This window comes from Testudinibacter sp. P80/BLE/0925 (assembly GCF_053570785.1).
On the sequence record NZ_CM131636.1, the window covers coordinates 1161350 to 1185668 of the forward strand.

The window sequence follows — 24319 nt, forward strand, 5'->3', positions numbered from 1 at the left end:
TAAACCCGAGGAATTATGACAACAAATACAACAACAAAACGACAATCTTGGTCTAGCCAATTAACCTATGTGCTAACGGTGGCAGGGGCGACGGTTGGTTTCGGCGCTACTTGGCGCTTTCCTTATTTAGTCGGTGAGAACGGCGGCGGAGCCTATGTGCTGCTGTTTTGCATTGCGATGATCGTAATCGGTATTCCGATGATTTTGGTGGAGAATGTCATCGGCAGACGAATGCAAAAAAACTCGGTCGATTCGTTTGCCGGTGAAGCCAACGGTAAAAAAATCCACAAAGCGTGGAAAATCTTGGGCTATATGGGCTTGCTCGGTGCATTCGGGATCTTGGCGTATTATATGGTGCTCGGCGGTTGGGTGCTGACTTATATCGGCAGTTTGCTGTCCGGTGCGTTGGATCTCTCCGCGCCAGTGACGATTGAAACCACCTCGGCATTTTTCAGCGATCATATCCAAAACAGCCCCTTAACGATTTTGCTGTATACCGCACTTTTCGTATTAGTGAATTACATTATTCTTGCCAAAGGCATTATGGACGGGATCGAACGTTCGGTGACCTATTTAATGCCGATTTTATTTATTTTCCTGCTAGTCATGATTGTGCGTAATGTGACCTTGCCCGGGGCATGGGAAGGCATTTCCTTTTATTTGATTCCGGATTTTTCCAAAATCACCAGAGAGCTGTTTGTGTTTGTATTAGGGCAGGTGTTTTTTGCCTTGAGTTTGGGCTTCGGCGTGTTGATTACGTTATCTAGTTATTTGGATAAAAAAGAAAATCTGGTGAAAACCGCCACGATTACCGCAGTGATGAATACCTTAATCGCCTTGGCGGCCGGGTTTATGATTTTCCCGTCGTTGTTCACCTTTAACGTGCCGCCGAATTCCGGTCCGACCTTAGTGTTCCAAAGCCTACCGATTGTGTTTTCGCATATGTGGGCAGGCTCGGTATTCGCCACCATCTTTTTTAGTTTGCTGATTATTGCGGCATTAACCACTTCACTTACCATTTATGAAGTGCTGATCACTGTATTGCAGGAAAAGACCCGTTTAAGCCGTAAATCCGCAATCGCGCTGACTTTGGGCGGCATTTTTATTTTGGGCAATATTCCGTCGGTACTGGGGGACAACCAATGGCAAGAAGTCAAAATCATGGGGTTAAGTATTTTCGATACCTTTGATTATGTCAGCGGCAACGTGTTGTTTATCCTGACCGCACTTGGCAGTGCCATTTTTGTCGGTTTTGTGCTGAAAGACGAAGCGAAAAAAGAGTTGGGCGGCAGTAAGTTGTTGACCGGTATTTGGTTTAACTATGTGAAATATATTATTCCACTGATTATTTTGGTGATTTTTATCAATTCGCTTTAAGATAAAAACAGAAGTGCGGTTGTTGACCGCACTTTTATGATAAAGTAAGCAAAATTTCCACGATGTTAACCCTAAAAGATACGATCATGAGCGAACGAATTTCCCCTAATACCGAAGTGTCGGAGCAGCACGAGCCGGCGCAAACCACCCATTTCGGTTTTAAAACCGTTGCCAAAGCAGACAAGCAAAAATTGGTCGCCAATGTGTTTCATTCGGTGGCGGGCAAATATGATTTGATGAACGATTTATTGTCGTTCGGCGTACACCGGGTGTGGAAGCGTTTTACCATTGATTGCAGCGGCGTGCGCAAAGGGCAAAAAGTGCTGGATCTTGCCGGTGGCACAGGGGATTTCAGCGCCAAATTTTCACGCATTGTCGGCGCGGCGGGGCAAGTGGTGTTGGCGGATATTAACGACTCGATGTTACAAGTCGGACGCGAGAAATTGCGCAATTTGGGCGTGGTCGGCAACGTGGAATATGTGCAGGCGAATGCCGAAGCCTTGCCGTTTGCCGATAATACTTTCGACTGCATTATCATCAGTTTCGGTTTGCGCAATGTCACCGACAAAGAAAAAGCTTTGCGGTCGATGTACCGCGTGCTGAAACCGGGCGGCCGCTTACTGGTGTTGGAATTTTCCAAGCCGATCCTCGATCCGTTAAGCAAGCTATATCACTTCTACTCGTTTAACATTTTGCCGAAAGTCGGCGAAGTGGTGGTGAATGACGGCGAAAGTTACCGTTATTTGGCGGAATCGATCCGTATGCACCCTGATCAGAACGCGCTCAAACAGATGATGAGTGAAGCGGGGTTAGAAAACGTGGATTACTATAATCTCAGTGCCGGAATCGTCGCGTTACATCGTGGCTATAAGTTTTAGCGGAGGGGTGAGTATGTTGCCGAATTGGGAACAGCTTAAAACACAATTGATGTTGCCGCAATGGGCGAGTTCCGCGTTGGAAACCGCACTTTTGCATTTGCTCAAGCGCACGGAAAATGGCCAACCGCACTTACGTAAACTTAACGGTAAAATCTTGGCAATACAATTACGCCAACCGGAAATGAACTGCTATTTCGTGTTTTCGGCACAGCAAATTGATGTGTTGCACCAATATGAAGGCGAAGCCGATTGTACTGTGCAAACCTCGGCGAAAACGCTGTTAAAAATGCCGAAAAAGTCGGAATTAACCCGGTATATTAACGATAAATCCATTGTGCTGCATGGCGATTTGCAAGTGCTGCAAGATTTTCTCGGATTATTGGATGTTGTCGAAAAAGATCCGGCGGAATTGCTGGCGCCGTATGTGGGCGATGTGCTTGCGTACAATATGACACAATTGGCGAAACAAGGGCTGGCATTCTTCCAACGCAAACAACAAAACGCAAACCGACATTGGGGCGAGCGGCTGAGTGAGGAGTGGCGTTTGACCGCGCCGATGTTGGCAGTGGCTGATTTTCAACAACAAGTGAGTGATCTTTCACGGCAAAGTGATCGGCTTGAACAGAAGTTCCAACAACTGCTGGATAAACTAGGAATGGAAAAGTGATGAAATCGGTCTTGCGTTTCTACCGCATTATTCAAGTGATTTTGCAATACGGCTTGGATGAATCCTTACCGAAAAACGCGTTCACCCGCCCGATTCGTTGCGGCCGTAACTTGCTGTTTTGGTTGAAAAACCGCCATCAGGATAAAATTTTTGGTTTGCGCTTGCGTTTGGCATTGCAAGAATTGGGACCGGTTTGGATAAAATTGGGGCAAATGTTGTCTACCCGGCGTGATCTGTTTCCCGACAGTATTGCCGACGAATTGGCATTATTGCAGGATCAAGTCGAACCATTTTCGGGCAAGTTAGCGCGCCAACAGATTGAAACCGCACTTGGCGGTAAACTGGAAAAATGGTTCGTCGAGTTTGATGAAACCGCATTGGCTTCCGCCTCGATCGCACAGGTACACACCGCCCGTTTTAATTCCAATATGCCTTTTGCCGGACGTGAAGTGGTGCTGAAAGTGATTCGCCCGAATATCGAAAAGGACATTAAAGCGGATATTAGCCTGATGTATCGCTTGGCAGGTTGGATTCCGCGCCTATCGAGCGAAGGGCGGCGCTTGCGTCCGGTGGAAGTGGTGCGCGAATATGAAAAAACCATTCTTGATGAGTTGGATTTACGCCGTGAAATGGCAAATGCAATCCAATTACGGCGCAATTTTGAAAACAGCCCGCTGCTGTATGTGCCGGAAATGTATAGTGATTTCTGCTACAAAAATCTGATTGTGATGGAGCGGATTTACGGCATTCAAGTGTCGGATATCGCTGCGTTGGAAGCCAACGGCACCAATATGAAATTGCTGGCGGAGCGTGGCGTGCAGGTGTTTTTCACCCAAGTGTTCCGCGACAGTTTTTTCCATGCCGATATGCACCCGGGCAATATTTTTGTTAATCCCGAACATCCTGAAGATCCGCAATATATCGGCATTGACTGCGGCATTGTCGGTTCACTTAACCGTGAAGATAAACGCTATCTGGCGGAAAATTTTCTCGCCTTTTTCAATCGCGATTATCAACGGGTGGCGCAATTGCACGTCGACTCCGGTTGGGTGCCGGAAGATACCAATGTGCAAGAGTTCGAACAGGCGATTCGCACCGTTTGTGATCCGATCTTCGCCAAGCCGCTGAGTGAAATCTCCTTCGGGCATGTGTTGTTAAACCTGTTCAATACTGCGCGCCGCTTCAATATGGAAGTGCAGCCGCAGTTGGTGTTGTTGCAAAAAACCTTATTGTATATCGAAGGCTTGGGCAGGCAGATCTACCCGCAGCTGGATCTGTGGCAAACCGCCAAACCGTTTTTACAAAATTGGTTGGATGATCAGATCGGCTTCAAATCGGTTTATCGCGGGATTAAAGAGCGCTTGCCGTATTTCCGCGAACATTTTGCCGAAATGCCGGAAACGTTGTATCATGCGCTGCAACAGCAAAAAGAGATTGGTCGTCAGCTTGGCGAATTAAACCGCACTTTGTATAAAAACCAACGACATCAGCGCCGCCATTGGTACAGTGCGTTGGTTGGGAGTGTGATATTCGTCACAACACTTTTGCAATTTGAACATTTACCGCTATTTTTTAGTTCGTGCTTACTACTAAGTGCGGTTATAATCTGGCTTTACGGCTTGATAAAAAGGGATTAATGAAAATTTGATCCAAAATGAATTTGCAGATTGACGCTAAGCTATCAATAGTTTAAAGTTTTTCAAGTAGCATAACGCATTATTTTAACAATAGTATTTAAACAATCGGAATTTAGCCGTTTCGGCGCTATTTTTCATATCATGAGGTGATTTTATGGGTATCAGCGTTTGGCAACTTGCCATTATCGTATTAATCGTAGTCCTGTTATTCGGAACCAAAAAACTGAAGACATTAGGCTCGGATCTGGGTGAATCGGTGAAAGGCTTTAAAAAAGCCATTAAAGACGACGATGCCAAAGAGAAAGATGCCGAATTTCAGCAATCATTAGAAAATTCAGCTGAAAAAACAGCAGAAAAACAAACTGTCAAAGATAAAGAGCAGGCATAAATCGTGTTTGATATTGGTTTTTCCGAACTGGTTTTAATTTTTATCGTCGGGTTGGTGGTATTGGGGCCGCAGCGTTTGCCCGTGGCGATCAGAACGGTTGTCGGCTGGATTAGAACCATTCGCGGCATTGCCACCAATGTTCAGAATGAATTAAGCCAAGAACTGAAATTGCATGAATTGCAAGAAAGCATTAAAAAAGCGGAAAAATTGAATTTGGGCGATCTTTCACCGGAATTGGCTAAAAGTATTCAGGATTTGAAAGAATCCGCACAAAAAATGGAACGGGATGTGCAGGAGCAGCAAAGCAATCTGAATAGTCTGAATAAAGAGTTGCAAGACGGTGTTAAACGGATTGAAGACAGCTTGAGTGCCGATGAACAGGCGGAACTTGCCGAAGCGGGTGAAGCACAGCTTGATCCGCAACAGGCGGAAGCCGCACCGTTACAACTTGATCAGTCAGAAGCAACCGCCGAACCTACGGCACAACCCGACAAAGCGTCCGCTTAGTCAACGCGGTGAGGATAATGTAGTATGTCGTCAGTTGAAGACTCACAACCGTTAATCAGCCATTTAATTGAATTACGCAATCGTCTGTTAAAATCCATCGTTTGTATTTTAATCGTCTTTTGCGCGTTAGTGTTTTTTGCCAATGATATTTATCGGATTATCGCGTTACCGCTGATTGAACAGTTGCCGCAAGGCGCCAGCATGATCTCCACCGGCGTGGTGGCGCCGTTTTTCACGCCGTTAAAATTGACCGGCGTGGTGGCGATTTTCCTTTCCGTGCCGTACCTGTTATATCAAGCTTGGGCGTTTGTCGCCCCTGCGCTGTACAAACATGAAAAACGCTTGGTTTATCCGTTGTTGGTTTCCAGCACCTTACTGTTTTATGTCGGCGTTGCCTTCGCTTATTATGTGGTGTTCCCGCTGGTGTTTGGTTTTTTAACCAAAACCGCACCGGAAGGAGTGCAAATCGCCACCGATATCAGCAGCTATCTGGATTTTGTGCTTACCATTTTCTTGGCATTCGGCATTTGCTTCGAAGTGCCGATTGCGATTATTTTACTTTGTTGGAGCGGCGTGACGACAGCGGACGATCTGCGTAAAAAACGCCCTTATATTATCGTCGCGGCATTCGTGGCTGGGATGTTTTTAACCCCGCCGGATGTGTTTTCACAAACATTGCTGGCAATTCCGATGTGGTTACTGTTTGAAGTCGGTTTGGTGTTCTCCCGTTTTTATAAACCGCGGGAAGAAGATGAAGCCGCCGCAGACTCTTAATCAGATAAAGATTCCGAATTAAAGACGCCGTTGGCGTCTTATTGCGTTAAAGAGAGGACAAGATTATGACTCAACAAATTTTTGCTCGTTTCCCGGCTAACCGTATGCGCCGTTTGCGCCGCCATGATTTCAGCCGTCGGCTAGTCGCGGAAAATAGGCTGACTGCCGATGATTTGATTTATCCGGTGTTTATCATGCAGGGCGAAAATCAGCGCGAAGCGGTGCCGTCAATGCCGGGCGTGGAGCGTTTAACCTTGGATCAATTGCTGATCGAAGCCGGGTTATTGGTGAAATACGGTGTACCGGTGATCGCCCTGTTTCCGGTGATTGAACAGGGTAAAAAATCGTTGTTGGCAGAAGAAGCCTATAACCCGAACGGCTTGGTGCAAAGTGCGGTTAGCGCCTTGAAAGCCGCTTATCCTGAACTGGGTGTGCTGACTGATGTCGCGCTCGATCCTTACACTACACACGGACAAGACGGCATTATCGACGAGCAAGGTTATGTGCTCAACGATACCACCAGCGAGATTTTAGTCAAACAAGCCTTGTCGCACGCTGCTGCCGGTGCGGACATTGTCGCCCCAAGCGATATGATGGACGGGCGGATCGGCGCAATCCGCACCGCACTTGAACAAAACGGCTTTGTAAACACCCAGATTATGGCGTATTCCGCCAAATATGCCTCCGGTTTCTACGGACCATTCCGCGACGCGGTCGGCTCCAGTAGCAACTTGAAAGGCGGCAATAAGAAAACCTACCAACTTGATCCGGCAAACAGCAACGAGGGCTTGCAAGAAGTGGCGTTAGACCTGCAAGAGGGGGCGGATATGGTGATGGTCAAACCGGGCATGCCGTATTTGGATTTGGTTTACCGCGTGAAACACCACTTCGGCGTCCCGACTTTCGCCTACCAAGTTTCCGGCGAATACGCTATGCTCCAAGCCGCAATCCAAAACGGCTGGCTGGCGGAAAAACCGGCGATTATGGAAGCCTTACTCTGCTTCAAACGCGCCGGCGCAGACGGTATTTTGACCTATTATGCCAAACAAGTGGCGCAATGGTTGTATGAGGAAGTCCAACCGAAATAGTGTGATATAGCAAGCAATTATAGAAAATACTCATAGACATCGGATATATCGGAGTGTAAATTCAGAATAACTTTTGCGAATGGTAGACTTATTCATGAAAAATAAGCGATTTTCTCAATACTATGCCCACTCGGCTGAAAACCAGCCCTGCAAAGTCATGTCCAGAATATGGATAAATGGCGGCGGGGCTTTTTTATAGTACAAGGTTCTCTGTTAGTTTTGGGGCGAAATAATCATGAGGAGAAAACTTTGAAAACACAATACATTGCCCATGTCCGTAAATCAGACAGCACCAAGCAATCGGTGGAAACCCATCTGTTTGAAACTGCGGCGATTGCCAAAATGCTGGCTGCGAAGCTGGGGCTGGATTTGGCAGGAGAATTGTTGGGACTGATGCATGACTTCGGTAAATATTCTCTGAAATTTCAAAAGTATATTCATGATGTAACAGGCTAGTCAATCCCGATTTAGACGATGAGGAAAGCACACCAAACGGCAGCAAGGTTGATCACTCCACGGCAGGGGCGCAGTGGGTTTATCGCGAATTGAAAAAATTTGGTACACAAGGTCAGGGAGAGTTGTGCGGGCAGCTATTGGGGCTGTGCATCGCTTCGCATCATGGCGCGGGTTTGATTGATTGCCTGGATGCCGAAGGTAACGTGGTTTGGCAAAAGCGGTTTGATAAAGATGACGCTTTAACCCATTTGAGCGAATGCGAGCAAAATGCGGATTCTGCGGTCATGCAGCAGGCGCAAACCTTGGCGGACACAGCCTTGCTCAAACAGATAGTGACACCGCTAAAAGACCTGCTGCGCTTACCTGAAGCCAGCGACAAGGTGAAAGAATTCTATCTGGGCTGTTTCACCCGTTTTTTGTTTAGCTGTCTGATTGATGCCGACCGTATCAATAGTGCCGATTTTGAAGATGACAACCGTAAAATCTTACGAAGTTTGCAAAAGCAAACCGATTGGCAACCAGCGATTGATAAATTAGAAACTCACCTTGCAGCATTCAAGCCCCGTTATCCGATTGATGAAATCCGTCAACGAATTTCCAATGCTTGCCTGGATAGGGCAAATGACCCGCAAGGTATTTACACGCTGACCGTGCCAACCGGCGGCGGTAAAACCTTGGCAAGTCTCCGCCATGCTTTGCATCACGCGCAAAAGCACCAATTAGACCGCATTATCTATATTATCCCTTACACCTCCATCATCGATCAAAACGCCCAAACTGTCCGTGAAATCTTGGGCGATGATTGGGTGCTGGAACACCATTCCAATCTCGATCCTGAAAAGCAAAGCTGGCAAAACAAACTGCTTGCTGAAAATTGGGACAAGCCGATTGTGTTCACCACCATGGTGCAATTTTTGGACGCTTGGTTTGGTGGCGGCACACGAGGTGCGCGGCATATCCACCCGATGACTCGAAGCGTGCTGATTTTTGATGAAATCCAGACTTTACCGGTGAAATGCGTACATATGTTTTGCAACACGCTCAACTGGCTAACCCGATTCGGCAAAAGCAGTGCTATCTTGTGTACTGCCACTCAACCTTTATTGGCCGAATCCGGCTTGGATAAATTTCCGGAAGAAGACCGAAACAAGGTGCTGGTAAACGGTTTGTTAAAGCTGGCGGACAATGCGGAAATCATGGGGGAACACGATGATATCGCCCGACTGTTTGCTGATTTATCGCGCGTGGAGGTTTGTCTGAATGAAAAAGCGGGCGGCTGGTCAGTGGATGATGCGGGGGCATTTTTACTGGGACAGTTTCAGACGGCTTCAAGCTGCCTGTTTATCGTCAATACCAAAAAATGGGCGGCCGAGCTTTATCAATATTGCCAACGGCATAATGTGCCGTCTGAAGCCTTGTTTCATCTGAGTACCAACCAATGCGCCACGCACCGCAAGGATTTGTTTGAAAAAATGAAGCAACGCCTGCAAGCCAAATTGCCCGTGCTGTGTGTCAGCACCCAGCTCATTGAGGCCGGCGTGGACATATCAATGGCGTGCGTGATTCGCGCTTTGGGCGGATTAGACAGCATCGCCCAAGCAGCGGGACGTTGTAATCGGCATGGTGAAGCAGAGGGAAAAGGCAAGGTTTGGGTGCTGAATCTGCAAGAGCCGAATAATCTCAAAGATCTGCTGCCTGATATTGAGAAGGGGCAGCAGCAGGCAGGACGGGTGTTTCGAGATTTTACAGGGCAGGATATTTTGCAGCCCGGTGCGATGGAACGTTATTTTCAATATTATTTTTACCAACGCAGCGGCGAAATGGTGTACCCGCTTAAAAACAGCACTTCAGGTAGCCTGTTGGATTGGCTGGGCGACAACGGTCACAACGTTTATGCCGCCAAAAACGACAAACGCAAACAAAACAAACAGTATCCCTTGCTGATGCAGTCGTTCAAAAGTGCGGGGCGGGCATTCCAAGCAATTGATGCGCCCACTCGGGCGGTGATTGTGCCTTATGGTGAGGGCAAGGAGCTGATTGCCCAATTGTGCGGCGAGTATGCACCCAAGCGGTTTTATCATTTATTGTCAAAAGCCCAAAGATTCAGTGTGAATGTGTTTCCCAATATTTGGGAGAAGTTAATCAAAGAAGAGGCGATTTATCCAATTGCGGATACGGGTATTTACTATTTGAAAGAGCGGTATTACAGTCAAGAATACGGCTTGGCGGTTGACGAAGTCGCACCGATGGAATTTTTGAGTGCATAGGAGAATTATGAAAAATAAAATCAGTTTTCGCGTATGGGGGCGGCAGGCTTTGTTTACCGACCCGGTGACCAAAATCGGCGGGGAAAAATTCAGCTACCAAGTGCCGACTTATGAAGCGATAAAAGGCATCGTCCGGAGCGTATATTGGAAACCGACATTGATCTGGCATATCGACCGCATTCGGGTGATGAAGCCGATTCAAACCCAGAGCAAATCCACCAAGCCGCTGAATTGGGACGGCGGCAATACCTTGGCGATTTATACCTTTTTGCAGGATGTGGAATATCAGGTAGAAGCCCATTTTGAATGGAATATGCACCAGCCGAATTTGGTTGAAGACCGCATTCCCGCCAAACATCTCGCTATTGCCGAACGGATGATCAATCGCGGTGGCAGACAGGATATTTTCTTGGGAACGCGGGATTGCCAAGGCTATGTCGAGCCGTGCGAATTTGGCGAAGGTAAAGGATTTTACGATGAAGTGCCGAATTTGGATTTCGGCTTGATGTTCCACAGCTTCGGCTATCCGGAAGAAACGGGAAATCATGAGCTGATCAGTCGGTTTTGGCGGGCGAATATGCAAAACGGCGTGATTGAATTTCCGCGCGTGGATGATACAGGCCGTCTGAAAACCCGTTTTATCCGCAAAATGCAGCCTGAAAAATCCTTTGGTCGTGGTGAAAACCTTAAGGCGGTGGAAGATGAAGCGAAGGAGCTGGGTTTATGAGCTGGATGCAGAAACTTTATCGGACGTATGATGTGATTTCGGCAAAAATGGATAGTGCAGATAATCCGCTTACGCCAGTTGCCCACACCTTGCAAACTGCCCATATTGAAATTGTAGTGGATGGCGAGGGGAGTTTTCAGACGGCCAGGGTTATGCCGCCAAAGACGACTGTTTTGCTTCCGGTAACTGAATCTTCGGAAAACAGAACCAGTGGTGAAGCGCCGCATCCCTTTGCCGATAAAATCCAATATGTTGCCAAAGATTATGCGGATTTCGGTGGTGATAAAAAGGCCTATTTCGATGGTTATTTGCAGCAATTGCAAGCATGGTGTGATTCACCGTATGCCCATTCGAAAGTGCGGTCTGTTTTGCATTATGTTGCCAAAGGTCAGGTCATGGCTGACTTGATTCGAGCGGGTGTGTTTCAACTGGATTCAGACGGCCATGTATTAAATTCTTGGCAGGGTGAGGATGCTCCCCCCATTTTTGCAACCTTGCCCAAAAATCAAGATTATGGTTCCGCTTTGGTGTGTTGGCGGGTTGAGCTTGCTGGAGATGTACAAAGTGAAACGTGGACAGACAAAGCCATTCAGCAGTCATGGATTGATTATCTTGCGGCGAGTGAAGCAACTAAGGGATTTTGTCTGATACAAGGTGAAGAGGCGGTCATATCAACCATGCATCCTGCCAAGCTGCGTCATACCGGTGATAAGGCAAAGTTGATTTCATCCAATGATAAAGGCGGCTATACCTTCCGTGGCCGATTTGAAACGGCTGAAGAAGCTGCAAGCATCGCATCGGAAGTATCGGCCAAAGCCCATAGTGCCTTGCGCTGGCTAATCGGAAACCAAGGAATCCGCAATGGCGAACAAGTCACCGTCGCTTGGGCAATCAGCGGCGAAACCGTACCGTCTCCCTTGCAAGACAATTACGACTATCTTGATGCTGACGATGATGATTTAGCAATTGTAGAAGCAGGCGATGAAAGCAATAGGCCGTCTGAAAGCATCAACCAGCGAGATTGGTCGGCCAATATCGGTAAAACAGCAGCCGAGTTGATTAAAAAGAAACTGCACGGTCTGCAAGCCCAATTAAGCGAACACGAACAGATTTCTTTATTAATGCTGGATTCCGCCACCCCCGGTCGCATGGCACTAACCTATTATCAGGAATTTTTACCTGAAAATTATTTTGCCAATTTGGATGCTTGGGTCGATGATTTCTCTTGGTATCAACGCTATTCGCGTGAAACGCAAGACGGCAAAAAGAAAAGCAAACAAACCATTTGGCCGATGATTCCGCCTGCGCCTTATGCGATTTATGAAGCAATTTACGGCAAAGTATCGGATAAAGACGGCAAGCTCAAAAAGCAACTTTACGCCCGTTTGTTGCCCGTCATCGCCGGCGGACGAAATGTGCCGATACCCAAGGATTTGGTGCAACAGAGCTTTCAGACGGCCTGTACTCCCAATGGTTATGAGCATTGGGAATGGGAACGCAATATCGGTGTAGCCTGTAGCTTATATCGGGGCTATCTCGCCCGTCATCACGATTCATCACAACGGAGAAACTACTCTATGGCTTTAGATAAAGAAAATACATCACGCGATTATTTATACGGCAGGCTGTTGGCGATTGCCGAAAATATCGAATCTTACGCCTTGTATCTGGCAGAAGAAAAGCGTGCAACCACCGCCGAGCGTTATATGCAGCGCTTTGCAGAACATCCGTTTGCTACTTGGCGAAATATCGAGTTGGCGCTCGCCCCTTACCAAGACCGCTTGCGCAGCCGTCAAAAAGATACCGGCAAACAAGCCATCGGCGAAATCATGGATTTGTTCAAGCCCGAAGATTTTGTGTCCGACAGCAAATTAAGCGGCGAATTTCTGCTTGGCTATCATTGCCAAAAAATGGAGATCAAGCGTGACATTGAAAAAGCCATCGAAGCCAAGCAAAAGAAAACCGAAGCAAGCGAATAAATAACCAACATTCAAAGGAAAACCCAATGAGCTTAACTAAAAAAATCGACTTCGCCCTGATTATCGGCGTACAAAATGCCAATCCCAACGGCGACCCCTTAAACGGCAACCGCCCGCGTGTGGATTTTTCAGGTATCGGCGAAATGACCGACGTGTGCCTGAAACGAAAAATCCGCGACCGTTTGCAAGATAGTGGGGAAGCTATTTTCGTGCAATCGGATGAAAAGAAAACCGATGGCATGACCAGCCTCGCCAATCGTGCCAAGGACAAAGACATTGGCTTAGGGGCAGATGCCTTTAATCCGAAAAAAGCCAACAAAGACGAAACCGCCAAAAAAGCCTGTGAAAAATGGCTGGACGTGCGCAGCTTCGGGCAAGTGTTCGCCTTTGGTAAAAGTGATGATGCTTCGGGTGTCTCCATCGCCGTGCGTGGTCCGGTTACTATTCAATCGGCTTTCAGCATTGAGCCGGTCATCGTTACCAGCACCCAGATTACCAAAAGCGTGAGCGGCGAAGGTGATGGCAGCAAACGCGGCTCCGACACTATGGGCATGAAACACCGTATCGACAAAGGCATTTATGTTGCCTATGGCGCAATGTCGCCGCAATTGGCGGAGCGCACCGGCTTCAGCGATACCGATGCCGAAAAAATCAAAGCCGTGCTGAGCAAATTGTTTGAAGGCGATGCCTCTTCCGCCCGTCCCGAAGGCAGTATGCAGGTATTGAAGCTGATTTGGTGGGAGCACAACTGCAAATCCGGTCAATATTCATCCGCCAAAGTACACGGCAGCCTGAGCGTGAATGCCGACGGCAGCTATGTGCTGAATAATTTGAAAGGATTAGAACCCAAAGAGATTAACGGCTTCTAACCATGCGCCCAATCCCCCTCTCCGCCCTGCAACACTATGCCTTTTGTCCGCGCCAATGTGCGTTGATACACAACGAGCAAGCGTGGGCGGAGAATTTTCTTACCGCACAGGGTAGGGCGTTGCATGAGCGGGTGGATTCGGGCGAACCCGAAACACGCAAAGGCATTCGCTTTGAACGTAGCGTGCACGTATCGGCTGAAAATTTGGGCTTGAGCGGTATTCTCGATATGGTCGAACACGAGCTGGCAACAGGTCGTCTGAAACCGGTGGAATACAAACGCGGCAAGCCCAAATCTGAGCATTGGGACGAAATCCAGCTTTGCGCGCAGGCTTTGTGTTTGGAAGAAATGACCGGCAAAACGGTGGAGGAGGGCGCGTTGTGGTATCAGCAAACCCGCCATCGCGAACCGGTCTTGTTTTCAGACGGCCTCAGGCAAGAAACATTGGCGGTGATTGCCAAAGTGCGGTCGCTGCTGGAAAGTGGTGCAACCCCGCAGCCTGTGTATGGCAAACATTGCAAAGCGTGTTCGTTGTTGGAGCTGTGCCAGCCTTCTTTGTTGAAAAAGGATAGGTCGGGGGAGTATGTGGCGGGGTTGTTTGATTACGGTAAAAATGATTAATAATTTAAGGGTGAAAATGTCTAAGTACAAAACCAGTTTTAATGTAGTGGAAGAAAAGTCAGCCTATCTTGCTGTTTTGATTGATAAAGATAATGCTTCGGCAAATAGCATTAAAGCAATATTAGAAGAGGTAACCAAATTTGGCGAAGCCACGGTTAAACGGATTTATGGGAACTTTGTAGCTGATAATGGAAAGTGGAAGCAAGTTATTAATGAATTTGCGATTAAACCAATGCAGCAATTTGCATATACTACAGGCAAGAATGCAACTGATGGTCTTATGATTATTGATGCGATGGATTTACTCTATAAAGAGCGGTTTGACGGATTTTGTATTGTATCTAGCGATAGTGATTTTACTGCATTGGCAATCCGCTTAAAGGAGGAGGGGGTAACCGTTTATGGGTTTGGCAAAAAGCAAACGCCCGAAGCTTTTCGCAATGCGTGTAGTCAATTTATCTATGTGGAAAATTTATTGCCGCCTACTATTGATAAAGAAAAAGAAGAATTGGCAATAGAAAGTAAACCATCTCAAGCCATAGCAGTTACTGATACCGCTAAAGCCAAAATAAGCAGTAGCCATGTTCACCATACTGCTCTACCAATGGATATTATTCAAAAAATATTTGAACAATCTGATAGTGAATGGGTTACGGCTGCTTCTTTTGGCTCGACTTGGAAGCTCTTGCAGACTGATTTTGATCCGCGAAATTTTGGTTGTAAAAAATTGACCGATTTAATAAAAAAGCATCCTGATATTTTTGAATATGAAATGCGTCAAAATGCGGAAGGAATGCAGGAGCATATGTACGTCAGATTAAAAAATTAATTGAGAAATTAAAAATAATCATGCGCAAACTCCAAAACACCCTCTACATCACCACCCAAGGTACTTACTTGCATAAAGAGCGGGAAACCTTGCTGATTGAAAAAACCGTTGAAGGCGAGCGGCAGAAGTTGTTGCAATTGCCTGTGCATTCGATTGCGCATATTTTCTGTTTCGGTAATGTGTTGGTGTCGCCGTTTTTGATGGGGTTTTGCGGGGAAAATAATGTCAATTTGGCGTTTTTTACCGAAAACGGGCGTTATCTCGGGCGTTTGCAGGGGCGGCAGAGCGGCAATGTGTTGTTGCGGCGGGCGCAGTACAAGGTGTCGGAACATAATCCTGTACCAATTGCGCGTAATATCATTGCGGCGAAAATCCAGTCGTTGAAGCGGGTGTTGCAGCGCAGGCAGCGTAATCATGGCGAACACGATGAGATTCAGACGGCCATTCGTGCCTTGAATTTCAGTTTGGCGCAATTACAACGGGCGGATAATCTGGAGCAGATTCGCGGCATTGAGGGCGATGCGGCTTCGCGCTATTTCGGCGTGTTTCAGCATTTGCTGACGCAAAAGTGCGGTTTTGTGTTTAACGGCCGCAACCGCCGCCCGCCGCGCGATCCGGTCAATGCCTTGCTGTCTTTTCTGTACAGTGTATTGGGCAAGGATATTAGCGGCGCGCTGCAAAGCGTGGGGCTGGATCCGCAAGTGGGCTTTTTGCACGCTGATCGGCCTGGGCGCGACAGTTTGGCGCAAGATATTTTGGAAGAATTCCGCGCTTGGTGGGTGGACAGAATGGTGTTGAGCCTGATTAACCGCGGTCAAATCCGCCTACAGGATTTTGAGACGGAAGCCAGCGGGGCGGTGAATATCAAGGTGGATGCGCGCAAGCTGTTGTTTCAAAGCCTGCAAGCCAAAAAGCAGGAAAAAATCATTCATCCGTATTTGCAGGAAGAGGTGGAAATCGGCTTGCTGCCCTATATTCAGGCCATGCTGCTGGCACGCCATCTGCGCGGCGATTTGGCCGAATATCCGCCGTTTTTGATGAGGTAGCCCATGCTGATGCTGATTACCTATGATATTTCGCTGGAAGACCCCGAAGGCCAAGCGCGCCTGCGGCGGATTGCCAAACTGTGCCTAGACTACGGCGTGCGCGTGCAATATTCGGTATTCGAATGCGACATCGCCCCCGACCAATGGGTGCGCCTGAAAGCCAAGTTGCTCGCCACCTATCAACCCGAAACCGACAGCCTGCGCTTTTACCACCTGGGCAGCAAATGGCGACGCAAAGTGGAACACCACGGCGCAAAAGCTGCGGTAGATATATTCAAAGATACACTGATTGTGTAGCGCGCTAACCTGTTGTTCTCATGGAAATGCGGGGAGATTGGCGACGCTTGATTTCTTTAACAATTTGGATAAATGAAATTAATTTTAGATTATGATATAGTCTGATTACTCTTTTTATTTTAGGTGTAAGCGAATATAAATATATAACATATTAATATTTAATACATTTTAAAGTAGGGTCCAGCGGCTCATACGCCGCTGTGAGTTGAAACCTCATCATGAAAATAGGTTAGATATTTTAACTTGCCAGCGGCTCATACGCCGCTGTGAGTTGAAACCGTTTTAGCGATGAAAAATAAGCTCACCCCGATTCCAGCGGCTCATACGCCGCTGTGAGTTGAAACTGATGGTGTATGGGAGCGGCTTCCTGATATTCCCCAGCGGCTCATACGCCGCTGTGAGTTGAAACAAGCGGCAATGTCGCTAGGGATAGAAAATGAAGCAGCCAGCGGCTCATACGCCGCTGTGAGTTGAAACGCCGCTACCAAAATGAACCTTGAGCTTTGCGGAAACCAGCGGCTCATACGCCGCTGTGAGTTGAAACATGGGACAGTCAGAAACGGCTTATTCAGTCGCCACCAGCGGCTCATACGCCGCTGTGAGTTGAAACACTAATACCCCCTGAACCCGAATCACTTGAACCGCCAGCGGCTCATACGCCGCTGTGAGTTGAAACAGCTCCCTTGCGATGAAAGTGTTTAACGGCAGTGCCAGCGGCTCATACGCCGCTGTGAGTTGAAACACACGTGTGCGCCTCGAACTGGAGAGCGCTCGCCCAGCGGCTCATACGCCGCTGTGAGTTGAAACGTATGTGGACACTTAGATTTGTATGTGGACACTTAGCCAGCGGCTCATACGCCGCTGTGAGTTGAAACGCTACCCCAATAACCTTTATTTTTAACTAGTTAACCAGCGGCTCATACGCCGCTGTGAGTTGAAACCCCTGTTTTTGCGCTACTGGCTAAAGGCGTTACGGCCAGCGGCTCATACGCCGCTGTGAGTTGAAACACGATATGGGCGATAAAACCGGTGGTATCTTATCCCAGCGGCTCATACGCCGCTGTGAGTTGAAACACGGAGATTTAATCATGGATCTAAAAAATCCTTTCAGCGGCTCATACGCCGCTGTGAGTTGAAACTCATTCGGAAATATCCGCCAAACTTCATCGAGACCCAGCGGCTCATACGCCGCTGTGAGTTGAAACTGATTGCAAGCAATCCCCAAATTAATCCAAATATCCAGCGGCTCATACGCCGCTGTGAGTTGAAACAACTGTTAGGAAAAAAGTAACTATTATTCATAATCCAGCGGCTCATACGCCGCTGTGAGTTGAAACGAATTTCGACGATGATATTCCGTTTTGATCGTCCCAGCGGCTCATACGCCGCTGTGAGTTGAAACGTTCGATCAGCTGTAGTTTTATGTCGCCCGGCACCCAGCGGCTCATACGCCGCTGTGAGTTGAAACCCATTATTAGGCGGTGGAGAACTATTTAATAATATCCAGCGGCTCATACGCCGCTGTGAGTTGAAACATTAAATCAACACCATTTGGGAATTTACCTTTAGCCAGCGGCTCATACGCCGCTGTGAGTTGAAACCTCGAGACTATCCGGCTTTTAAAGCTGACCGAACCAGCGGCTCATACGCCGCTGTGAGTTGAAACTCCATGGTATTCTTGCGCTCTTGGCGCTCAGACACCAGCGGCTCATACGCCGCTGTGAGTTGAAACAAGCCCACCGCAAAATTAATTTCTTGTCCAGTTTCCAGCGGCTCATACGCCGCTGTGAGTTGAAACGTAAGCCAATCCACCGCATTACTGGGACTGCCATCCAGCGGCTCATACGCCGCTGTGAGTTGAAACAATCGCATTTGACCGCACTTGCTCGCTGCGTAGCCAGCGGCTCATACGCCGCTGTGAGTTGAAACAGCCTAAAATCACTAAACAAAGCTACGTCTATGACCCAGCGGCTCATACGCCGCTGTGAGTTGAAACAAAGGCAGATAGATTATTTCAGTTTTACAAAAATCCAGCGGCTCATACGCCGCTGTGAGTTGAAACGATAGCTGACACATTAATTAACGGCGAGGTTAGAACCAGCGGCTCATACGCCGCTGTGAGTTGAAACGTTGTGATATCCAGGCGTTTAATAATTGCCCCATCCAGCGGCTCATACGCCGCTGTGAGTTGAAACACCATCTCCATCCCCGTCACTATTACCTGAACCACCAGCGGCTCATACGCCGCTGTGAGTTGAAACACATTGTCGCTGGTCTTAAACGCCAACACAGCTTCCCAGCGGCTCATACGCCGCTGTGAGTTGAAACAGCATGAGGCGGCGAGCGAGGCGGTGTTGAGTGCCCAGCGGCTCATACGCCGCTGTGAGTTGAAACCGCAGGGGTGAAATTGTTGTGCGCTCAACTGTGCCCAGCGGCTCATACGCCGCTGTGAGTTGAAACATCTTTCACAACAATTAACTTGCCTAACTGCTCCCCAGCGGCTCATACGCCGCTGTGAGTTGAAACATGCAACAAGGTTGCATAATAGCGGTCAATTTCTCCAGCGGCTCATACGCCGCTGTGAGTTGAAACCCTTTTTTATTTTTAGGAGAACAACATGAAAAATCCAGCGGCTCATACGCCGCTGTGAGTTGAAACAAGCACCGCTTTGTTTTGTTTCCAAAACTTAACAACCAGCGGCTCATACGCCGCTGTGAGTTGAAACGCCCTGGCTCAAGCCTCAAATTACCCTTGTTATCCAGCGGCTCATACGCCGCTGTGAGTTGAAACCGGTAATCGAACTGTAATCTGTTGCTGCCATTGCCCAGCGGCTCATACGCCGCTGTGAGTTGAAACGGCCGCTGTGCCACCCGTTATTATTGACCAAAGCCCCAGCGGCTCATACGCCGCTGTGAGTTGAAACTAAGCGATCAATAATCTTAGCTCTCAAATCAATTCCAGCGGCTCATACGCCGCTGTGAGTTGAAACATTTTTAATCCTGCGTTATTGATTTCAACACATCCAGCGGCTCATACGCCGCTGTGAGTTGAAACACGCCGGACAGGTTCGGCACGCTCGGCGCATAGACCAGCGGCTCATACGCCGCTGTGAGTTGAAACGGTTATCGGCAGTGGATAGGCATAAGCTGCAAAGCCAGCGGCTCATACGCCGCTGTGAGTTGAAACAAATCGTCATACTCGATCGCGTCTGGAAAGCCCACCAGCGGCTCATACGCCGCTGTGAGTTGAAACTCGCTCTAGCACTTGCCACAACGAACACTCTTTCCAGCGGCTCATACGCCGCTGTGAGTTGAAACCATATAAATCAGATGATGGCTATATTGGTGTCTTCCAGCGGCTCATACGCCGCTGTGAGTTGAAACCACGTTAGATCATCTATGTGTTTGCTAGGCATAAACCAGCGGCTCATACGCCGCTGTGAGTTGAAACTGTAACACCCGAACTTTGGTATCAAACATGATACCCAGCGGCTCATACGCCGCTGTGAGTTGAAACAATGTCTGCGCCGCCGTTGCTGTAAAAGGTATATCCAGCGGCTCATACGCCGCTGTGAGTTGAAACTCACGCGTTATCACCGTATTCCTACCGATTTTAACCAGCGGCTCATACGCCGCTGTGAGTTGAAACTCAACCTTACCCGTATAAACGGCTTTGTTCAACATCCAGCGGCTCATACGCCGCTGTGAGTTGAAACATCAATATTATTTTTGATGATTTTAATCATGCTTCCAGCGGCTCATACGCCGCTGTGAGTTGAAACCTCCGCAGCGGACTACCAACAATGTTACAGATCCGCCAGCGGCTCATACGCCGCTGTGAGTTGAAACCGGTCTTGGGCAAAGTCAGCTACCAGGACGGCAACCAGCGGCTCATACGCCGCTGTGAGTTGAAACTATACTACTGACGGCTTAAAATTGGGGTGGACTTCCAGCGGCTCATACGCCGCTGTGAGTTGAAACAGCCAATCAGCGTGCAGATGAAAACGGCAATGACCCAGCGGCTCATACGCCGCTGTGAGTTGAAACAGCACATTTTGACGACTGTCAATCACAGATTGTCCAGCGGCTCATACGTCGCTGTGAGTTGAAACCCTGTATTCGACCCATTATCAACGGGCGGAGGTGCCAGCGGCTCATACGCCGCTGTGAGTTGAAACGCTTTATTATACACTCCGCGCCATCCTTGAATTTGTCGAGCCTTTATTGAAGTACGAGTTGAAACACAGAGAAAACATTTTCGCGTCTACGGAAAAGTGTGTCGCTCCTTCACGAAAGTGTGAATTGAAACGCTGAATTATAATGAAATTTTATAATAGGACGAAGATTCTTGCCTATGAAAGTGTGTATTGAAATGAGATGGTGAATTTCGCTGTTGCCCTCTTCTCAGTAGTGCTATTTAAATCAATTTTATTAATCTAAAATTTGATCTGACCCAAAAAGTTGGACTGCTTAATGAACGGATTGAGTTCGATATTGTATCGGGCTTAATCCTTTTAATCTTACTTGAATTCGTTCAGTATTGTAATACTCAATATATTGATGAACCGCCTGCTCAATGTCATCTGCCGTATCAAATTGCCGAACATAAAAACATTCTGTCTTCAGCCTGCCGAAAAAACTTTCCATTGCGCCATTATCCAAACAATTTCCCTTTCTCGACATACTGATTTGAATCTGATTATCTGCCAATATATTGCGATAAGACGGCATTTGATACTGCCGGCCTTGGTCTGAATGTAATATCGGCGTTGCCTCCTTCGGGAGCTTATTCACGGCTTGTCGCAACATCTGCTCAACCGGCGCCCTGTTTGGACGACGACCAAGTTGATAAGCAATCACCTCATTGTTAAATAAATCTAACATTGGCGATAAATACACTTTATTGCCGTCTTTTGCTTTGAATTCCGTCACATCAGTCACTAATTTCTCGTAAGCATTTTCCGCCGTAAAATGACGTACTAACAGATTATCAGCAATTCGACCCACTTCGCCTCTGTAAGAACAATATTTCCGTTTTTTCCTCCCTTTCACCTGTAAGCCCATCATCTGAATCAAACGTTGCACCTTTTTGTGATTGACCGTACCGAGTGCCAATGTCACTCGGCGATAGCCATACTGCGGATTCTCTCGTTTAATTTGACGGATTTCCGCTTTTAAATCGGCCTCTTTATCTGTCTTCGGTTGTTGATGGTAAAAATAAGTGCTTCGGGCTAACTTAATGATATCTAATAATAAATTAAGCGGAAAATCACCGCTTAAGGCTTTAACAATTTCTGCCTTTCGGCTTCGTCTTTCAGGGATAACTCCATCGACTTTTTTAAGATGGCATTCTCCGCACGCAAACGCAGATTTTCTTGTTCTAATTGTTTTAACGGCGTTAATGGCTTAACGTGTTTTTTCGATTTATTCGGTTTATTCACGGCTGGTCGTCCTTTGGGCTTATCAATCAGTCCATTTATGCCAAATTGTTTGAAACGTTGCAACCATTTAGAAATAACAGTGCCTCCTGAGATACCCAAGGTTAAGGCGATGTGTTCAAGGGAGAACAGCCCTTGTCGGGCTAATTTGACGGCTTGAAGCTTTTCTTCGACGGTAAATTTTCGGGCAGTATGTTTGACTCGCAAGCCATCTGAGCCCGCATGTTGAAAGTAATAATCAACTGTGTGTTGTTTAAATGTTTGGGTATATTTAGTCATAAAAATCTGCACCTTAGTCAGTTGGTTTTGCAGTCCAACTTTTGGGGTGCAGATAAAAGCCGTTTTAAAATCGGTTAGCCATCGCACAGATGGTTTAGAAAAAAAGAAGATGATAGTACTATCACTAAAAAGTGTTAGCCATCGCACAGATGGTTTAGAAAGTCGGGTGGGACTCGATTAATTCCCCACACTAGTTAGCCATCGCACAGATGGTTTAGAAAAGATATGTATGTGGGGTGTATTTAGATATGTAGTTAGCCATCGCACAGATGGTTTAGAAATATTTTGAATTTGATACCAAAGAGCGAGAGGAGTTAGCCATCGCACAGATGGTTTAGAAATTTCATAGGGCAGAAAAGAATGTTTTTAACGCGTTAGCCATCACACAGGTGGTTTAGAAATTGTTGATGTTCTCGTATTTGCTGTCATCGAGGTTAGCCATTACACAGATGATTTAGAACCAACCTAATATTAACTTTGTGACTGCCCTAGATAATTGCCCTATTTCCATTTTTCCATTTTAACCCATTATACGGCTATGTTTTTATTTATGCCGACTAATTGAGCTGCAAGACGCACTATTGCGCCTGCAACAAATAACTCAATTAAACGGCTCTGTTTATACTAACTTAATCGATTTTTTCTAATAAGCACTATCCTGGAAAATTTTAGTTATCTAGGACAGTCCGAAAAAATCAGAACAAATAAAATTTAGCTTGATTACACGCTTGGAAAACAGACTTATAAACAACTTGCCGATAAATATCATTGTTCTCTAAGAACTATTCAGAGACATATATTAAAAGCACCTAAAACACAGCTAAATTTACCCATTAATAAACATTTGAATATTCTCATGGATACCACATTTTTCGGTCATGATTTTGGTGTACTTGTTTTAATGGACAGCATAACCGGAAAGGTGGTTTACCATCGAATTGTGACGACAGAAAAAGTGTTGTACTACCGATTAGCCATTAATGAACTTAGAGAGAAAGGGTTTTATATTCAAGCGATTACTTGTGATGGCAAGCGTGGATTATTGAAAGATAGTTTAAACGCACCGATTCAAATGTGTCAATTTCATCAAGTAGCAATAGTGATAAGGAAATTAACGCGCAAGCCAAAATCATCGGCGGGAAAAGCGTTAAAAATAGTGATTAAAACCCTCAAAACAAGCCGTAAAAATACGCTTATCTCAAGCATTATATTAGTATTTTAAATATAAACTATTCTTAAATGAGCGCTCAGATAATCCTGATAAAAAAGGAAAATACCCTTATAAACATCGTGGTGTACGGACTGCTTATGCAAGTTTAATTAGACATAAAGATTTTTATTTACCTTTGAGAAGTATCCTGAATTAAATATAGAAAATACAACAAATAGATTAGAAGGGTTATTTAGTGAACTTAAGCGAAAATTATCCGCTCATCATGGATTAACAAAAAGCCATAAGATAATGTTTATAAATGATTTTTTAAATAAAAAGAGTTGGTAACAATGAGCTGGTTTTATGATTACCAACAATTTGGTCTACTATGCCTATGTTCTTCCTATATTAATGACCATACAAAAATTACCAATAGTAACAATATATTAACCTCATGCTTTATCCTTCCCATTAATTTCTCGAATTACCCGACAAGGCACTCCTGCGGCAAGCACATTATCCGGAATATTGCGGGTGACAACGCTGCCTGCGGCGATGACGACATTATTGCCAATTGTGACGCCGGGCATAACTTTTACGCCGCCGCCAAACCAAACATTGTTACCGATGGTGATCGGATAAGCATACTCTAGTCCTTGATTACGGCGTTCTACATCAAGCGGGTGTCCGGCAGTATAGAAGCCACAATCTGGTGCGATAAATACATTATCGCCAAAGGTAACTTTTGCTCCGTCCAGAATAACTAAGTTATGGTTGGCATAGAAGTTTTCACCGATTTCAATGTTATAGCCATAGTCACACCAAAATGGTGCGGTGATGCTAAATTGGGTTTTGGTTTTTCCAAACAGCGTTCGAATCAGTGTTTGTTGCTCTTCAGTGGCAGATGGGCGTAGTTGGTTATAATCGTAACAGCGCTCTTTGCAAATTTTCCGTTCCGCAATCAGATTGGCATCGTTATTGGCGTCATAAATCAGCCCTGCCAACATTTTTTCTTTTTCTGTCGTCATTTCGTCGATTCCACTG

Annotated in this window: 18 protein-coding genes, 4 pseudogenes and 2 CRISPR repeat arrays; of the genes and pseudogenes, 19 read left to right on the forward strand and 3 right to left on the reverse strand. The window is 46.6% G+C overall.

What is annotated here, in order from left to right:
* Positions 1-15: 15 nt before the first annotated feature.
* The 18 genes and pseudogenes from ACWA5Z_RS05565 (at position 16) to cas2 (ending at position 16406) form a co-directional block, all read left to right on the forward strand.
* The gene (locus tag ACWA5Z_RS05565) at positions 16-1377 is read left to right on the forward strand and encodes a sodium-dependent transporter (RefSeq protein WP_431050577.1); all 1362 of its coding nucleotides are present in this window, start codon (positions 16-18) and stop codon (positions 1375-1377) included.
* Positions 1378-1463: 86 nt separating this feature from the next.
* A complete protein-coding gene (gene ubiE / locus ACWA5Z_RS05570; protein ID WP_431050579.1) occupies positions 1464-2255 on the forward strand; it encodes a bifunctional demethylmenaquinone methyltransferase/2-methoxy-6-polyprenyl-1,4-benzoquinol methylase UbiE in 792 nt (263 codons plus the stop codon).
* Between the two features lie 13 nt (positions 2256-2268).
* Positions 2269-2922, forward strand: a complete 654-nt coding sequence (locus ACWA5Z_RS05575) for a ubiquinone biosynthesis accessory factor UbiJ (RefSeq protein ID WP_431050581.1) — start codon at positions 2269-2271, stop codon at positions 2920-2922.
* Positions 2922-4559, forward strand: a complete 1638-nt coding sequence (ubiB, locus tag ACWA5Z_RS05580; protein ID WP_431050583.1) for a ubiquinone biosynthesis regulatory protein kinase UbiB — start codon at positions 2922-2924, stop codon at positions 4557-4559. Before ACWA5Z_RS05575 ends, ubiB begins: the two co-directional genes overlap by 1 nt.
* A gap of 154 nt (positions 4560-4713) precedes the next feature.
* Entirely contained in the window at positions 4714-4947 is a 234-nt protein-coding gene (gene tatA / locus ACWA5Z_RS05585) for a twin-arginine translocase TatA/TatE family subunit (protein WP_431050585.1), read from the forward strand.
* Positions 4948-4950: 3 nt separating this feature from the next.
* Positions 4951-5227, forward strand: a pseudogene (gene tatB, locus ACWA5Z_RS05590) (Sec-independent protein translocase protein TatB); the annotation flags it as partial.
* A gap of 251 nt (positions 5228-5478) precedes the next feature.
* Positions 5479-6228: a twin-arginine translocase subunit TatC gene (gene tatC, locus ACWA5Z_RS05595; RefSeq protein ID WP_431050587.1), complete on the forward strand. Its 750-nt coding sequence runs from the start codon at positions 5479-5481 to the stop codon at positions 6226-6228.
* Between the two features lie 65 nt (positions 6229-6293).
* Positions 6294-7316 (forward strand): porphobilinogen synthase, encoded by a 1023-nt coding sequence (gene hemB / locus ACWA5Z_RS05600; RefSeq protein WP_431050589.1) that lies wholly within the window; start codon positions 6294-6296, stop codon positions 7314-7316.
* A 249-nt stretch (positions 7317-7565) separates the two neighbouring features.
* Complete coding sequence (locus tag ACWA5Z_RS05605) at positions 7566-7772, forward strand: CRISPR-associated protein Cas3 (protein WP_431050591.1); 207 nt, start codon at positions 7566-7568, stop codon at positions 7770-7772.
* An 83-nt stretch (positions 7773-7855) separates the two neighbouring features.
* Positions 7856-8170: pseudogene (locus ACWA5Z_RS05610) on the forward strand (CRISPR-associated helicase/endonuclease Cas3); the annotation flags it as partial.
* A complete protein-coding gene (gene cas3 / locus ACWA5Z_RS05615; RefSeq protein ID WP_431054299.1) occupies positions 8153-10039 on the forward strand; it encodes a CRISPR-associated helicase Cas3' in 1887 nt (628 codons plus the stop codon). The pseudogene ACWA5Z_RS05610 and the gene cas3, both read left to right, overlap by 18 nt.
* A 7-nt stretch (positions 10040-10046) precedes the next feature.
* Complete coding sequence (cas5c, locus tag ACWA5Z_RS05620) at positions 10047-10766, forward strand: type I-C CRISPR-associated protein Cas5c (RefSeq protein ID WP_431050593.1); 720 nt, start codon at positions 10047-10049, stop codon at positions 10764-10766.
* Positions 10763-12745 (forward strand): type I-C CRISPR-associated protein Cas8c/Csd1, encoded by a 1983-nt coding sequence (gene cas8c, locus ACWA5Z_RS05625; protein ID WP_431050595.1) that lies wholly within the window; start codon positions 10763-10765, stop codon positions 12743-12745. Before cas5c ends, cas8c begins: the two co-directional genes overlap by 4 nt.
* A 26-nt stretch (positions 12746-12771) precedes the next feature.
* Entirely contained in the window at positions 12772-13614 is an 843-nt protein-coding gene (cas7c, locus tag ACWA5Z_RS05630) for a type I-C CRISPR-associated protein Cas7/Csd2 (RefSeq protein ID WP_431050597.1), read from the forward strand.
* Positions 13615-13616: 2 nt separating this feature from the next.
* Positions 13617-14234, forward strand: coding sequence for a CRISPR-associated protein Cas4 (cas4, locus tag ACWA5Z_RS05635; protein ID WP_431050599.1), 618 nt, complete (start codon positions 13617-13619; stop codon positions 14232-14234).
* 16 nt (positions 14235-14250) lie between these two features.
* Complete coding sequence (locus tag ACWA5Z_RS05640) at positions 14251-15063, forward strand: NYN domain-containing protein (protein WP_431050601.1); 813 nt, start codon at positions 14251-14253, stop codon at positions 15061-15063.
* Positions 15064-15083: 20 nt separating this feature from the next.
* Positions 15084-16109, forward strand: coding sequence for a type I-C CRISPR-associated endonuclease Cas1c (gene cas1c, locus ACWA5Z_RS05645; protein WP_431050603.1), 1026 nt, complete (start codon positions 15084-15086; stop codon positions 16107-16109).
* A gap of 3 nt (positions 16110-16112) precedes the next feature.
* Positions 16113-16406 carry a CRISPR-associated endonuclease Cas2 gene (cas2, locus tag ACWA5Z_RS05650; protein WP_139609651.1) on the forward strand — a complete coding sequence of 98 codons (294 nt, stop codon included), beginning with the start codon at positions 16113-16115 and terminating at the stop codon, positions 16404-16406.
* 180 nt (positions 16407-16586) lie between these two features.
* Positions 16587-20583: a CRISPR direct-repeat array (repeat unit 32 nt; unit sequence CCAGCGGCTCATACGCCGCTGTGAGTTGAAAC).
* 292 nt (positions 20584-20875) lie between these two features.
* Here the strand turns inward: cas2 and ACWA5Z_RS05655 are convergent.
* Positions 20876-22122 (reverse strand): IS3 family transposase gene (locus ACWA5Z_RS05655; protein WP_431050605.1). Its coding sequence is split into 2 segments (ribosomal slippage): positions 20876-21726 and positions 21726-22122, totalling 1248 coding nucleotides; the frame shifts between segments, so codons are not numbered across the junction.
* Positions 22123-22195: 73 nt separating this feature from the next.
* Positions 22196-22583: a CRISPR direct-repeat array (repeat unit 28 nt; unit sequence GTTAGCCATCGCACAGATGGTTTAGAAA).
* Between the two features lie 73 nt (positions 22584-22656).
* Positions 22657-22770: pseudogene (locus ACWA5Z_RS05660) on the reverse strand (IS1595 family transposase); the annotation flags it as partial.
* Positions 22771-22900: 130 nt separating this feature from the next.
* Here ACWA5Z_RS05660 and ACWA5Z_RS05665 point away from each other — a divergent pair.
* Positions 22901-23344, forward strand: a pseudogene (locus ACWA5Z_RS05665) (IS256 family transposase, variant Zn-binding type); the annotation flags it as partial.
* A gap of 383 nt (positions 23345-23727) precedes the next feature.
* Here ACWA5Z_RS05665 and ACWA5Z_RS05670 read toward each other — a convergent pair.
* On the reverse strand, positions 23728-24303 hold the full coding sequence (locus ACWA5Z_RS05670; protein WP_431050607.1) for a sugar O-acetyltransferase: 576 nt from the start codon (positions 24301-24303) through the stop codon (positions 23728-23730).
* Positions 24304-24319: the final 16 nt, after the last annotated feature.

What these genes read in the sequence shown, in the direction of transcription:
- ACWA5Z_RS05565 (WP_431050577.1), top strand. Translation starts at nt 16, where the DNA reads ATGACAACAAATACAACAACAAAACGACAATCTTGGTCTAGCCAATTA.
- ubiE (WP_431050579.1), top strand. Translation starts at nt 1,464, where the DNA reads ATGAGCGAACGAATTTCCCCTAATACCGAAGTGTCGGAGCAGCACGAG.
- ACWA5Z_RS05575 (WP_431050581.1), top strand. Translation starts at nt 2,269, where the DNA reads ATGTTGCCGAATTGGGAACAGCTTAAAACACAATTGATGTTGCCGCAA.
- ubiB (WP_431050583.1), top strand. Translation starts at nt 2,922, where the DNA reads ATGAAATCGGTCTTGCGTTTCTACCGCATTATTCAAGTGATTTTGCAA.
- tatA (WP_431050585.1), top strand. Translation starts at nt 4,714, where the DNA reads ATGGGTATCAGCGTTTGGCAACTTGCCATTATCGTATTAATCGTAGTC.
- tatC (WP_431050587.1), top strand. Translation starts at nt 5,479, where the DNA reads ATGTCGTCAGTTGAAGACTCACAACCGTTAATCAGCCATTTAATTGAA.
- hemB (WP_431050589.1), top strand. Translation starts at nt 6,294, where the DNA reads ATGACTCAACAAATTTTTGCTCGTTTCCCGGCTAACCGTATGCGCCGT.
- cas5c (WP_431050593.1), top strand. Translation starts at nt 10,047, where the DNA reads ATGAAAAATAAAATCAGTTTTCGCGTATGGGGGCGGCAGGCTTTGTTT.
- cas8c (WP_431050595.1), top strand. Translation starts at nt 10,763, where the DNA reads ATGAGCTGGATGCAGAAACTTTATCGGACGTATGATGTGATTTCGGCA.
- cas7c (WP_431050597.1), top strand. Translation starts at nt 12,772, where the DNA reads ATGAGCTTAACTAAAAAAATCGACTTCGCCCTGATTATCGGCGTACAA.
- cas4 (WP_431050599.1), top strand. Translation starts at nt 13,617, where the DNA reads ATGCGCCCAATCCCCCTCTCCGCCCTGCAACACTATGCCTTTTGTCCG.
- ACWA5Z_RS05640 (WP_431050601.1), top strand. Translation starts at nt 14,251, where the DNA reads ATGTCTAAGTACAAAACCAGTTTTAATGTAGTGGAAGAAAAGTCAGCC.
- cas1c (WP_431050603.1), top strand. Translation starts at nt 15,084, where the DNA reads ATGCGCAAACTCCAAAACACCCTCTACATCACCACCCAAGGTACTTAC.
- cas2 (WP_139609651.1), top strand. Translation starts at nt 16,113, where the DNA reads ATGCTGATGCTGATTACCTATGATATTTCGCTGGAAGACCCCGAAGGC.
- ACWA5Z_RS05670 (WP_431050607.1), bottom strand. Translation starts at nt 24,303, where the DNA reads ATGACGACAGAAAAAGAAAAAATGTTGGCAGGGCTGATTTATGACGCC.